The 14,152-nt window shown below is 42.9% G+C and carries 10 protein-coding genes and 1 pseudogene; 4 read left to right on the forward strand and 7 right to left on the reverse strand.

Features of this window, described 5'->3' with window-relative positions; translation table 11 throughout:
* Positions 1 to 322 precede the first annotated feature (322 nt).
* Both ACWQ4X_RS04380 and ACWQ4X_RS04385 read left to right on the forward strand, forming a co-directional pair.
* Positions 323 to 1,339: a molecular chaperone DnaJ gene (locus ACWQ4X_RS04380; protein WP_457902849.1), complete on the forward strand. Its 1,017-nt coding sequence runs from the start codon at positions 323 to 325 to the stop codon at positions 1,337 to 1,339.
* A gap of 123 nt (positions 1,340 to 1,462) precedes the next feature.
* Positions 1,463 to 1,829, forward strand: a pseudogene (locus ACWQ4X_RS04385) (endonuclease domain-containing protein).
* A 231-nt stretch (positions 1,830 to 2,060) separates the two neighbouring features.
* Here the strand turns inward: ACWQ4X_RS04385 and ACWQ4X_RS04390 are convergent.
* On the reverse strand, positions 2,061 to 2,636 hold the full coding sequence (locus tag ACWQ4X_RS04390; protein ID WP_457902850.1) for a hypothetical protein: 576 nt from the start codon (positions 2,634 to 2,636) through the stop codon (positions 2,061 to 2,063).
* A 66-nt stretch (positions 2,637 to 2,702) separates the two neighbouring features.
* Positions 2,703 to 5,597 (reverse strand): valine--tRNA ligase, encoded by a 2,895-nt coding sequence (locus ACWQ4X_RS04395; RefSeq protein ID WP_457902851.1) that lies wholly within the window; start codon positions 5,595 to 5,597, stop codon positions 2,703 to 2,705.
* 182 nt (positions 5,598 to 5,779) lie between these two features.
* On the opposite strand from ACWQ4X_RS04395, the gene ACWQ4X_RS04400 reads away from it, so the two are divergent.
* Both ACWQ4X_RS04400 and ACWQ4X_RS04405 read left to right on the forward strand, forming a co-directional pair.
* Entirely contained in the window at positions 5,780 to 6,442 is a 663-nt protein-coding gene (locus tag ACWQ4X_RS04400) for a hypothetical protein (protein WP_161932617.1), read from the forward strand.
* A 34-nt stretch (positions 6,443 to 6,476) separates the two neighbouring features.
* Complete coding sequence (locus tag ACWQ4X_RS04405) at positions 6,477 to 7,283, forward strand: SDR family NAD(P)-dependent oxidoreductase (RefSeq protein ID WP_142769318.1); 807 nt, start codon at positions 6,477 to 6,479, stop codon at positions 7,281 to 7,283.
* 61 nt (positions 7,284 to 7,344) lie between these two features.
* Here ACWQ4X_RS04405 and ACWQ4X_RS04410 read toward each other — a convergent pair whose 3' ends face one another.
* The 5 genes from ACWQ4X_RS04410 to ACWQ4X_RS04430 form a co-directional block, all read right to left on the reverse strand.
* Positions 7,345 to 7,794, reverse strand: a complete 450-nt coding sequence (locus ACWQ4X_RS04410; RefSeq protein ID WP_457902852.1) for a YbjQ family protein — start codon at positions 7,792 to 7,794, stop codon at positions 7,345 to 7,347.
* A gap of 9 nt (positions 7,795 to 7,803) precedes the next feature.
* Complete coding sequence (locus ACWQ4X_RS04415; RefSeq protein WP_161932615.1) at positions 7,804 to 8,151, reverse strand: YbjQ family protein; 348 nt, start codon at positions 8,149 to 8,151, stop codon at positions 7,804 to 7,806.
* A gap of 112 nt (positions 8,152 to 8,263) precedes the next feature.
* Positions 8,264 to 9,712 (reverse strand): multidrug efflux RND transporter AdeIJK outer membrane channel subunit AdeK, encoded by a 1,449-nt coding sequence (gene adeK, locus ACWQ4X_RS04420; protein WP_457902913.1) that lies wholly within the window; start codon positions 9,710 to 9,712, stop codon positions 8,264 to 8,266.
* Complete coding sequence (adeJ, locus tag ACWQ4X_RS04425) at positions 9,712 to 12,891, reverse strand: multidrug efflux RND transporter permease subunit AdeJ (protein ID WP_086208129.1); 3,180 nt, start codon at positions 12,889 to 12,891, stop codon at positions 9,712 to 9,714. The genes adeK and adeJ overlap by 1 nt, the downstream gene beginning before the upstream one ends.
* Before the next feature lie 12 nt (positions 12,892 to 12,903).
* Positions 12,904 to 14,148, reverse strand: coding sequence for an efflux RND transporter periplasmic adaptor subunit (locus ACWQ4X_RS04430; protein ID WP_086208128.1), 1,245 nt, complete (start codon positions 14,146 to 14,148; stop codon positions 12,904 to 12,906).
* Positions 14,149 to 14,152: the final 4 nt, after the last annotated feature.

A 14,152-nucleotide genomic window follows, 5' to 3' on the forward strand; every position in this document is an offset into this window, starting at 1 on the left:
TTTTTAAATACGAAATTATGACTTTAATGATTTTAAATCTATGTTTTAAAATAATTTTATTTAATGTGGGGAGTTTGGGGGGAGCAGTTAGTACAACATCTGCCAGATTGTAGAAAATGGGACATATAAATAGTCACAAGTAGATTTAGAAAATAAGATAGTGCAATTATCTAAACTTTAGGCGTGACAAGGCACAGTCATTGCGCAGGGGATATGTGGTGGATGCCATTATGGCTTGCAGTGGATGATGCAGGGCAGTTGAGTACTGTCCTATGGCTAAACTTGTTATAGTGGCTGCATTGTTTTAGCGTGTGAATCGGCAATGTTCTTCGATCTTAAAGTTAGCATTCAGCAAAGGGCTGAACAGTCTCCACATCAGAAAAAGCTGAATCGCCTGATAGATAAAATTGAACAGCAAAAAATCAGCCTTGCTACATGGCAAAATGCCCAAGCGGAAATTCAGCAGCACACGCGGCAAAAACTCCTGCCTGTGTATAGCGAACTGCATGCGGTGCTGTTTCAGCAGTTAGATCAACTTTGGAATCTGTTACACAGTCATGAATTTTCCAAAGCCGATATGCAGCAATTGGATGAAAGCATTGCCCAACGTGCACAGATGCTGAAACATTCCAAAATGCTTATCAACGAACAGCAGCAACAAGTCGAGCAGATCCATACTTTTTATCAACAGCATGCGCAGCAGTCCGCCAAGAAAACTAAAAAAGTACAGCAGCACAGAGTCGATCAGCCTGAAAGTGATGAGCAAACAGCTTTGTTTGAAGATGACTTTGAACAATTTGCTGCCGGGCAGCAACAGGCACGTGAACAAGCCAAACAGCAAAGACAGCAACAAAAACGTGAACAAGCGGAGCAGATGGCGGCTCAGTCGCTGAAAACTGTGTATTTAAAAATTGCCGCGATGATTCACCCCGACCGTGAGCAAGACGAGAGCAAGAAAGCAGAAAAAACCGAGTTGTTCCAGCAGGCAAGTCTGGCTTATGAGCAGCAGGATTTGTTTTATTTACTCAAACTTCAGTTACAGCTTGAACAGAATAAAGGTGTAGGCGCGAAAGAGTTATCTGCGGAGCAGTTGAAGTTTTATAAGTTAGCTTTGGATGCGCAAAGTCAGCAGCTTGAAAGCCAAATTGATGAGATTTTGGATTCTTTTCATTTGGCGAAAAAAGTAAAAGCCGAGCATGTACATATTAGCGATGTGTATAAAGCTATAGATGCCGACTGTGCTGAGTTAAAGCAGCAGTTGAAGTGGGAAAAAGAGCGTTTAAAGCATATGAAAAAGGTGAGTGGGGTGGAGATGTTGTTAGGGCATGGGGAGCTTTGATTTTCCCTCACCCCAACCCTCTCCCTGAGGGAGAGGGAGTAGTAGTTGATTTTATGGTGGTGTGTAATTAGATGAGATTCCCTCTCCTTGTAGGAGAGGGCTAGGGAGAGGTAATAATAAAAAATGAAATTAGACCCACAATTATTAGAATTCGCCAAAACTATGCGAAGCAATGCTACAGATGCAGAATACCTCATGTGGCAACTACTTCGTGCCAAACGATTTATGAACCTTAAATTTCGTAGACAGCATGTAATTGCACCCTATATTGTAGATTTTTACTGTCATGAGTTGGGTTTGGTTATTGAGCTAGATGGCAGTCAGCATGGTACAGACGATGCAATTGAATATGATGCTGAACGAACTAAGTTTTTAGAGGCTTTAGGCTTAAAAGTGGTTCGGTATTGGAATAATGATGTGTTGGGAAATATAGAAGTGGTTTTAGTGGATTTGTGGCGAGTGTTATGAATTAAAAGACACCAATCCTTAACTCTTTTCAAAAACCTAAAAATTAGATTCAATTTTTATAAAATATAGTAAAAAAGTACCTCTATAATAAAAGAGGTACTTTAAAAACTATCGACGATTGCTTGAGTCAAAATCTATACGAGGATCAGCACTTTCCATGGTTACTCTGTAACTTGACGGTAGATTAACAGAATCATTAACCCATGTAGGTCTAGGACGGCTAGAAGCTGTTAGACTTGTTGAAGTACTTTGATTATTTCTTGATGTAGAGTTTTGAGAGTTCTGTGTATGTCTGGACATTGCATTCTCCCGTTAACCATAAAATTAATAGATATAGACATAATATGCCAAAAATAGCTGCTGCACAATTAATCTCTGAATAAGCTTTTTCTAAAGCAATAACTTTATCCTTTAGCATTTGGGCATTTCGAGAAATTAAATCCTGATAAATTTCTCCCATATACCATAGACATGTTCTTTCATCATTATCAATAAAAGTGTTAATTAAATTAGTATCATCCAAAGGAACTTTTTCTAGTGCAGAAAGGCTTAGTACTTTTGCTATCTTATACCAACAACTTAGAATTGCTATAAATAAAACTATACATAAAATATATAAAACGCATTTGGTTAATGAAGTACAAGCATAAGCAGTAAAAGTTTCTAACTTGGTCAGTGCTGCTGAGTAGGCAACTATCACAATACCGACCATTGTTGAATATTTAATGGCTTTATCATCTAGTGATTTACTTCGATCGATTTCTAGTTGATATTCATGTTTGGAAACTTCAAATAGAATTTTATATTTATTGATGTCATCTTGGCTCATATTATAAAAACAAAGGGCTGAATAATCAGCCCTTTATACTACGAATTAGGTCAAATTACCAACATCTTACAGCGCTGCAATCTGCTCCATATTTGCTTTAATCTTCGCTAACTGGTCAGCAAACTCAGCCAATTTCGCTTTTTCACCTTCAACCACCGCCGCAGGTGCTTTCGCCACAAAACCTTCATTGCCCAGTTTAGTTGCAATTTGGTCATGCTGCTTTTGCACTTTGTCTAAGTCTTTTTGTAGGCGACCCAATTCCGCTTTCGGGTCAATTAAACCTTTCATCGGAACAAATACAGACACATGACCCACAACAGATGAAGAAGACAATGGTGGTTGCTCAGCATCTGCCAAGAACGTAATGCTTTCAACTTTCGCCAACGCTTTAAACAACGCTTCAATACGTGTGATCTGCGCTTTTTCAGCATCAGTGGTGTTTTGAAGCAACACAGGTAATAAACGCGCATTACCTAAGCCCATTTCACCACGAATGTTACGTACCGCACCAATCAAACCTTGAAGCCATTGCATATCTGCTTCAGCCTGTTCGTTTACACGCTCAGGGTTCGCCACAGGGTACTGCGCGAGCATGATGGTTTCGCCAGCAATACCGAGTTTTGGTGCAAGCGTCTGCCAAATTTCTTCAGTCAAGTACGGCATAAGTGGATGTGCAAGACGTAAAGATGCTTCCATCACCGCAAGCAATACGCGACGAACTTCTGCTTTACGCTCTTCAGACACTTCCGCATCGTTCAGAACTGGTTTGGTCAACTCGACATACCAGTCGCAGTATTCATTCCAAATAAATTCGTAAATGGCTTGTGCAGCCAAGTCTAAACGATAGGTCGCAAAGGCTTGTTGTACCGCAGCTTCGGCTTTTTGCAGACGACTGATGATCCACTGTTCAGGCAATTCCCACAGATCAGGACGCGCAGTTTGACCAACGGTTTGACCTTCAACATTCATCAACACGAAACGAGTGGCGTTCCAAATCTTGTTACAGAAGTTACGGTAACCTTCAACGCGTTTCATGTCGAACTTGATGTCACGACCTGTGTTGGCAAGCGCACAGAAAGTGAAACGAACCGCATCTGTACCGTAAGCTTGAATACCCTCTGGGAATTCTTTACGCGTTGATTTTTCAATCTTCGCTGCTTGTTTCGGGTTCATCAAACCTGTAGTACGTTTTTGTACCAAGGTTTCAAGGTCTACCCCGTCAATGAGGTCTAATGGGTCAAGTACGTTGCCTTTAGATTTAGACATCTTCTGACCTTCGCCATCACGGACTAGACCATGTACATACACAGTTTTGAACGGAACTTGTGGCGTGCCATCTTTATTCTTCATGAAGTGCATGGTCATCATGATCATGCGCGCCACCCAGAAGAAGATAATGTCAAAACCTGTCACCAACACATCAGTCGGGTGGAAGGTATTGAGAAAATAGTTTTCTGCATCTTTCTTGGCATCGCCCGTCCAATCTAAGGTCGAGAACGTCCACAGCGCAGAAGAGAACCATGTATCCAGTACATCTTCATCTTGGCTGAGTGCAACATCAGCAGGGATGTTGTTGTTGGCACGCACTTCAGCTTCGTTACGACCGACAAAGACATTACCTTCAGCATCGTACCAAGCTGGAATACGGTGACCCCACCAAAGCTGACGTGAAATACACCAGTCTTGAATGTTGTTCATCCACGCCATGTACATGTTGCTGTACTGCTCTGGCACGAACTTGATGCGACCATCTTTCACCGCTTCAATTGCAGGCTCAGCCAGTGGTGCAATTTTTACATACCATTGATCGGTCAATAATGGCTCAACAATCACACCTGAACGGTCACCGCGTGGTGGCTTCAAGGTGTACGGTTGAATTTGGTCTAACCAGCCTTCCGCTTCTGCTTGTTCAACCAATTTCTTACGTGCAGCAAAACGCTCTAAACCAACGTACTCTGCAGGTGCAGCGATGGTTTTAGAAATTTGTTCGCCCGCTTTGGCAATGTATTCAAACTCAGCCAATACTTCCGCATTTTTGTTGAAGATATTGATGATTGGCAATTCGCAGCGTTTGCCCACTTCATAGTCATTGAAGTCGTGTGCAGGAGTGATTTTTACACAGCCTGTACCGAATTCTTTGTCGACATATTCATCTTTAACGATTGGAACGGCACGACCTGTAATCGGCAGAATGATGTTCTGACCCACAAGGTGTGTATAACGTTCATCATCCAGTGCCACTGCAACTGCCGTATCACCCAATAATGTTTCAGGACGCGTGGTTGCAACAACGATGTGATCTTTACCATCGTGTGTGCGCAATGATTTGTCTTCAAAGAAATATTTGAAGTGCCACAATGAACCTGCTTCTTCTTTGTCTGACTCAACTTCAAGGTCAGAAAGTGCAGTTTGTAATTTTGGATCCCAGTTTACGAGGCGTTTACCACGGTAAATCAAACCATCTTCGTGTAGCTTAACGAAAACTTCTTTTACCGCATTCGATAAACCTTCATCCATGGTGAAGCGTTCACGTGACCAGTCCACAGAAGAACCTAAGCGACGGATTTGACGGGTAATCGTACCGCCAGATTGTTCTTTCCATTCCCAGATTTTGTCGATGAACTTTTCACGACCCAAGTCATGACGGCTGATGTTTTGTGCACCCAACTGACGCTCTACGACCATCTGCGTAGCAATACCCGCATGGTCCGTACCCGGTTGCCATAAGGTGTTTTTACCAGACATACGGTTATAGCGCGTCAAGGCATCCATAATGGCATTGTTAAAACCATGACCCATGTGCAAGCTACCCGTGACGTTCGGCGGTGGAATCATGATACAGAATGAATCCCCTTGACCCGATGGCTTAAAGTAGCCTTTGTCTTCCCAAGTCTTGTACCATTTTTTCTCGATCTCAGTCGGATCGTAAGTCGTAGCAATATTTTGCGCAGAATCAGTCATAGTCAGAACAGATAAAAAGTGAATAAAAAATTGCACCTAGTGTAGCAAAAAAATAACTGCTTAGGGATGTTCGTCAAATGCTTTGTTTCTGCAATTGTCACGGCAGGTGTAAGGTTTTATGATGAAGGTTGTATAACGACTGCGCATCAGATCGCAGAACTTGATAAAAAGGAAAAAATAGAATGAGTTATGTTATTTCACTCAAGTTGAAATCAGAAACCCATCAACGTTTTCAGGACATCTTTCAACAGTTAAATCAAGGGCAAAGCGAGAGTGTCGCCAAAGCACTGGGCGAGGTACTGGCAGACATTTCCTATGAGGTGATTGATCAGGTCTTTGGTGAAATTACCCGTATTTCACTTTCGGGCGACAACGAATCTGCCAAGGTTATTCATCACATTATGGACACCACGCGTAAATATATGCCATGGTCGGTGTCATTTTTTGGCAATGAACGTCTTGTGCCCATGGTGAATTATTTACATGAGCTGATGTACCAAAAAGACGGGGACTATTATTTGTCCTACGCGGTCGATCCTAAAAATGTCAAAGAATTACTGGGTTTTGCCGAACAGATGCAGCAGGGCGATAATACAGCGGTGGTTCCTGCCTTACATGCCTTTACCCAAATTGTCGATCAGGGCGTGACCCATCTAATTCGTATTCCGAAACAGATGCTGAAATTTAATGTGGTGGTGGATAAAACCTTAAATGGCGTGATCAATGTCACCACGCAAATGGGTTATAAGCGTTTTGATAAATTGGGCACGCAATACGATGCCAAAACCATGAGTCATTATTTCAATCATTTTCTTGTTTTTTTAGGAAATTCAACCAACAATTAGCGCATACGCCGCAATAGCATCAGGATAGTGGATCATGGCAAAGCTAGACAGTTTAGAAAATAAAGTGGTATGGATTACAGGGGCATCTTCGGGTTTAGGTAAAGCCTTGGCACAGGAATGTGCCTTGCAAGGCGCGCAAGTGGTGTTGATGGCACGTCGTTATGAAGAACTAGAAACGGTACGTGTTGGATTGTTAAATCCAGATTTACACCTTTCAATTTGTGCCGATATTACCAATGAAGCTCAGGTTTTACATGCCTATGAACAAGTCTTGGCTGCCAAAGGTCGCATCGACTGGTTAATTAACAATGCTGGATTAAGCCAGCGCGCGTTGATTGCTGAAACCACCATGCAAACTGAACGTACCATTATGGAAGTGGATTACTTCTCACAAGTGTTTTTGACCAAAACCGTTCTTCCAACGCTGTTAAAGCAAAAGTCAGGACGAGTGGTGTTTGTATCCAGTATTGCGGGCTTATTGGGGACGCAATATCGTGCTTCCTATTCTGCGGCAAAGGGTGCCATTCACATGTGGGCAAACAGTCTAAGAGCGGAAGTGGCAGATGAAGGGGTCGATGTTTCAGTGGTGTTCCCTGGGTTTGTTAAAACCAATGTTTCGATTAATGCTTTGAATGGTGCAGGGCAGGCGCAAGGCTTTGACAATGAAGTCACCGCCAATGGTTTAGAAGCCGATGAATTTGCACAAGATACCGTCAAAGCCTTAATGCAGGGCGATGAATACATTGTGATTGGTGGGCGTAAAGAAAAATTAGGGGTCTTGGTTTCACGTTTGTCACCAAGTGCGCTGTACCGCATGATTCGTAAAGCCAAAGTCAAATAAGATGTAAACGACGGCTTTTAAAAGCGGGCTAGAGTAGATTTAGCCCGCTTTTTTATGTGTGCTAGTTGTGTGTTTCTGCTTTTAAAATAGCGGTGCCATAGGCAAAGACTTCAACCATGCCACCATGCATGCCCATTTCTGTAGTACTTAAGCGTAAGCCTTGAATTTGGGTGGCGCCCATTTTCTCTGCTTCCAGTTTTAAGCGGACAATCGCTTCTCGACGTGCACGGTCGACCACGGTTTCATAGCTGGTCAGTCTACCACCAAGCAGATTTTGTAAATTGGCGATGATGTATTTGAAGTAGTCATGCGAAATCACCACATTGCTACTGACCATATAGCCCTGTGCGGTATTTTGCTTAAAGCGGCTGATGTCCAAGCGGATATAAGCCAAGCGTTGTTCTTGCTGTGCCAATTGCAATAAATGCTGTCGTTCATTGTGTCGACCAAAGCCCCAACCGACTGCAAACAACACTGCGAAGACAATGATTTGGAAAATTAAACCATCCATGATCTGGCCTTAAGCGCTAAAAGGGTCAGGAATGCGTTGCATTGGTTCTACAATTACCGCAGTGCCATAGACAAACAGTTCTGAAGCACCTTGGGCAATATTCGAGGTCGAAAAACGAATACCCACCACGGCATTTGCACCCATGGCGCGGGCTTTTTCAATCATGCGATTCATGGCTTCTTGACGTGATTCTTCTAATAATTCGGTATAGGCTGTCAGTTCACCCCCGACAATATTTTTGAGTCCTGCCAGTAAGTCTCGTCCCACATGTTTACTGCGTACCGTGCTGCCATAGACAACATCCAGTTGCTGACGAATGTGATGACCAGGAACTGTTTCAAGATTACTTAATAACATAGACAGAATAAAACCAATCGGTTGAATTTAAATAGAAACTTGAAGATATGAAATAACGTATCAAAATGCAATAAAAAAGCCCACCGAAGTGAGCTTTACTATTGTTCAACCTTTATTTTGCCGCTTTCATTTCTGCGGTTGAAGGTTGTTGCTGAATGCTGTCACTGGTATTGGCTTTTACACCGCCACCCAATGTTTTATACAGTTCAACTTGGTTGTTCAGGTCAGCTTGTTTTAATAACAACAAACTTTGTTCAGCCGCATAAGCGCTACGTTGAGAGTCCAATACGGTTAAGTAATTGTCAATCCCTGCGCGGAAGCGGGCATTTGAAAGTTTGTAGGTGGTATTGGTTGCTTCAACCAAACGTTTTTGCGCTGCTAAACGGTCACCAATGTTTTCACGGGTTGCCAAGGCATCATTGACTTCACGGAAAGCAGTTTGAATGGTTTGTTCGTAATTCGACAAGGCAATTTTCTGGTCAATTTCAGAAATTTTGACATTGGCTTTACGTGTGCCCCAGTCAAAAATTGGAATATCCAGACTTGGACCAAGTGACCAAACGAAAGCACCAGATTTAAACAAGTCGCTTAAATCGGTAGAGGCATAGCCCGCAGTCCCCGTCAAGCTGATGGTCGGGTAAAGCTGTGCCTTTGCTGCACCAATATTGGCGCCCGCAGCAGACAATTGATATTCTGCGGTACGTACGTCAGGACGGTTGTTCAGCAAATCACTAGGTAAGCCTGCACCAATCGCAGAACTTTGAGTAACTTGAGTCACTGGTTGCTTCGCCAACAAGTTTTCAGGAACAGCTTGACCCACCAACAAGTTCAGTAAGTTTTGTGCCTGAGCCACTTGGGTTTTGTAGTTGGCAACGTCATTACGTGCTGTTTCTACCGAAATTTGTGCTTGGCGCACAGGCACTTCGCTGTCAATCCCGACATCAAAACGCTTTTTGTTCAGATTGTAAGATTCAAGTTGAGCTTTTAAGGTTTGATCTGCCAGTTTCAAATTGGCATTGGCAAACGAGTAGCTGAGCCATGCTTGCGCAACTTGACCAATCAACGAAATTTGTGTTGCATCACGCGCACTTTGGGTCGCTAAATAGCTGTCCAAAGCATTGTCTTTTAAGCTACGTACACGCCCCCAAAAGTCTAACTCATAGGCGGTGACACCAAGGCCAACATTATAGGTTGTGACTGGCTTAGTCGTACTTAACGTATCTTGACGAAGCACACTACCACTTGCCCCAATAGTGGGTAGTTGGTTGTTTTCAGTAATTTGATACGCTTGTTGTGCACGTTGAATATTTAAAGTTGCAGTGCGTAGGTCACGGTTATTGGCCAAAGCCATTTCAATGACTTGTACCAATCGTGCATCAGCAAAAAAATCTTTATAACCTTGCTCAGCAATAGACGGTCCTGTAGCTGAACCAATATATCCTGTTGGGATATCCGCTTGAACGACGGGTTCTGGACCACGCATGCTTTGACATGCAGTCAAAGCAAGCGCAAGTGCAGATACCGCAATGCTACGACCTGAAATAGACCATACTTTTTGCATCACGATGTTTGCTCCTGATTATTTTGTTTCTTCGGTTTGTATTTGAAAATGCTGCGAATCCAAACAAAGAATACTGGAATGAAGAAAATACCCAAAAGTGTAGAACTAATTACACCACCAAGTACACCATAACCGACAGAGTGTTGACTACCTGCACCTGCACCTGCTGAAAGGGCAAGAGGGAGTACACCAAAACCGAAGGCAAGGGTGGTCATAATGATTGGGCGTAAACGCATTTTTGCAGCATGAAGGGTTGCATCAAATAAGTCTTCACCTTTTTCTTGCAACTCTTTTGCAAACTCTACAATCAAGATTGCATTTTTCGCAGAAAGACCAATTACGGCAACAATTGCGACTTGGAAGTAGATGTTAAATGACAGGTTTGGATCGCCTTTGATGATCATACCTAACCACGTTAAAGTAAATGCACCAATAATACCAAGTGGTACAACCAGCAATACTGAAACAGGGATAGACCAACTTTCATATAAAGCTGAAAGACAAAGGAATACGATCAACATTGAAAGAATGAGTAATGGTCCTGTTTGACTACCAGAATCACGCTCTTCTAAAGATAAACCCGTCCATTCATAGTCGAAACCATCTAAGCCCATTGACGGTAATTTGCCAATGATTTCTTCCATTGCGATCATGGCATCACCCGAACTAACGCCTGGTGCAGGAGTACCTTGGATGTTGACTGATGATACGCCGTTATAACGCTCTAGACGTGGGGAACCATAAGTCCATTCGCCTGTTGCAAATGCTGAGAATGGAACCATTGTGCCGCTACTATTACGTACGTACCACTTGTTCAAGTCTTCAGGCATCATACGTGCATTTGCTTCGCCTTGCACATAGACTTTTTTCACACGACCACGGTCTACGAAGTCATTAATATATGAACCACCCCAAGCGATACTCATTGTTGTATTGATATCAGCAATACTTACACCCATTGCGCCTGCTTGTGCTTGGTCAATACTAATTTGATACTGAGGCGTATCTTCTTGACCATTTGGACGCACACCTGCAAGGCGTTTATCCTGTGCTGCCATACCTAAAATCGCATTACGTGCAGCAATCAGTTTTTCGTGACCTTGACCACTCGCATCTTTTAATTGGATGTCAAAACCAGCAGATACACCTAATTCAGGCATTGCAGGTAACTGTAATGGCATGATGTAAGAGGCATCTTTCACGATCATATTCAATGCCATACCACGTTGGATGATGGCACCAATTTGTGATTCAGGTGAAGTACGCTCACTCCAGTCCTTCAGCTTGATAAACGCAAGACCTGCGTTTTGACCAACACCTGTGAATGAGAAACCAGAAACAGTAAAGATGGACTCTACATGTTCTTTTTCTTTATTCATGAAATAGTCTGTCATTGTGGTGATGACTTTATCGGTACGTTCAAGGCTTGCACTTGGTGGAAGCTGTACGAGTGTCATGACCACACCTTGGTCTTCGTCAGGCAAGAATGAGGATGGTAAAGCTTTATATAGGCCAACTAAACCTGCAATCACCAGTAAATAAACCACACCAGAAAATACTTTATGATGGGTCATACGGTTGACACCACCTTGGTATTTTACGGATAGCTTTTCAAAGCTGTTGTTAAACCAACGGAAGAAACGTGCAAAAATATTATTACTTTCTGGTTTGTTTGCATCATGTTGTTTTAACAAGGTTGCACATAGGGCAGGGGTGAATGTTAATGCGACGATCAATGACAGAATCATTGCTGTCACAAGTGTAATCGAGAACTGACGGTAAATAACACCTGTAGTACCACCGAAGAAAGCCATTGGTACGAATACAGCTGTTAACACACTGGTAATACCGACTAAGGCACCAGAAATCTGTTGCATTGACTTTTCAGTGGCAACAACAGGGTCGAGATGTTCTTCTTGCATGACACGTTCGACGTTTTCCACCACAACAATCGCATCATCGACTAGAAGACCAATCGCTAAGACCATTGCAAACATGGTGAGTGTGTTGATGGAGAAACCGAAAATGTTAATGACAGCAAAGGTACCCAATACAACCACAGGAACAGCAAGTGTTGGGATAATCGTTGCACGCCAGTTCTGTAGGAACAAGAACATGACAATGAACACCAAAATTATGGCTTCAATTAAAGTGTGAACCACACTTTCAATCGAAAGTTTAATAAATGGAGTTGTGTCATAAGCCAGTTTATCTTTTAAACCATCTGGATAGTTCTTACGAAGTTCACTGAGGCGCTTTTCTACAGCTGCTGCTGTATCTAGTGCATTTGCACCAGTTGCCAGTTTAATCGCTACACCACCAGCAGGTTTGCCGTTGAATTTAGAGTCAAATTGATAGTTATCTGAACCAAGTTCAACACGTGCAACATCAGATAAGCGCACTTGAGCGCCAGATGCTGTATTTTTGAGGAAAATATTTCTAAATTGCTCAGGTGTCTGCAACATACTTTGCGCATTGACCGTAGCATTCAGAACTTGTCCCTGAATTGATGGCGCACCACCGAGTTGACCCACAGCAACTTGTGAGTTCTGCGCATTAATGGCAGTTGCAATATCACTTGGTGTAACTTGCAGACTGGTCATTTTCGCTGGATCAAGCCAAATACGCATCGCGTATGAACCACCAAAAACTTGTACTTCACCCACCCCAGCAACACGACTGAGCGGTTCGGAAATGTTGGAGTTTACATAGTCTTTAATGTCAGATGCAGAAAGGCTTTCATCTGGAGAATAGAATGCCACAACTTGCATAAAGCTTGCGCCAGATTTGGTGACTTTGACACCTTGGCGTTGCACATCTTCAGGTAAGAGTGCAGTTGCAGATTGTAGCTTATTCTGTACTTGAACTTGTGCAATGTCTGGATCAATGCCTTGCTCAAAGTTCAAGTTAATAGATGCCTGACCATTACCAGCACTGTTAGAAGAGATATAACGTAAGCCATCTAGACCATTCATTTGTTGTTCAATGATCTGAGTCACGGTATTTTCAACCGTTTGTGCAGAGGCACCTGGGTACGTTGCAGAAATTGTCACCGTGGGCGGTGCAATCGTCGGATACTGGGCAACTGGCATATTGGTTAGCGTAATAACACCCGCCAACATAATCACCAGTGCAATCACCCACGCAAAAATGGGGCGATGAATAAAAAATTGAGCCATTCAGTCTACCCCTTATGTGTTTGAAGTAGCTTTTTGTTCTGTTTTCGCACCAGCTTCTGTCTTTTTAGCCTCAGTTGTTGGAGCTTGAGGCGCTGCTGCTTGAGGTTGATACGGTTTCGTAACAACTTTTTGTTCAGCTTTAACTTTCGCTATACCGTCAACAATAACTTTTTCACCTGTTTTAAGACCTTGAGTCACAATCCAGTTTTGGCCTTGAATGCCAGATGTGGTGATTGGGCGAGACTCAACAACACCTTTGTCATTCACAATCATCGCGATGGCTTGACCAGTAGGTGTACGTGTCACAGCAATTTGTGGCACTAAAATCGCATTTGGGATCACCCCTTGCACGATTTGAGCGTTGGCAAACATACCAGGAAGTAATAAGTGATTTGGGTTCGGGAACACTGCACGGATGGTTACAGTCCCTGTATCTGGATTGACACTTGCATCAGAGAACGCTAAACGTCCTTCGACTGGGTATTCACTTCCATCTTCTAGTTTAAGTTTTACGCGAGTGTTATTACTGCTGTCTAAACTACCTTTGCTTAGTTGTTGGCGTAAGCGTAGAAGTTCAGAACTTGACTGATTGATATCAACATAGATTGGGTCTAAACGCTGAATTGTCACCAAAGGGTCGGTTTGATTTGCTGTAACCAATGCGCCTGCTGTAACTGTTGAACGGTTCGTTTGACCTGAAATAGGTGAACGAATGGTTGAGTAGCCTAAATCTACTTCAGCATTTTTAACTTGTGCACGTGCAGCAGCGACTTGTGCCTCTGCAACATTCACTTGACCGACTAAGTCATCATAATCTTGTTTCGCAACAGCATTGCTTGAAACCAGTTGTTGATAACGATTGAGTTTGGTTTTAAGTGAGCTTAGATTTGCTTCTTGTTGTAATAATGCTGCTTTGGCATTATCAAATGTTGCGCGATTAGTACGAGAATCAAGTTCATAAAGTGCCTGTCCTTCACGCACATAGCTGCCTTCCGCAAACAAACGTTTTAGAATAATTCCACTCGTTTGTGGGCGAACTTCAGAGACTTCAAATGCCGTGGTTCTGCCAGATAACTCTACAGATTGTTCTACATTTTGCGGTTGTGCAACAATGACACCGACTTCAGTAGGTGGCATTTGTTGAGAAGCGCCTGCTTGCTGCGCATCCTTTGGGTCTTTGCTACAACCAACAAGTGCAATACTCGTTGCTAATGCGCAAGCGGTAAGGGCTGGGGCCCAAAGCTTTGCCGACATCATTGTT

The organism is Acinetobacter sp. NigerLNRRAM0016, assembly GCF_054112845.1.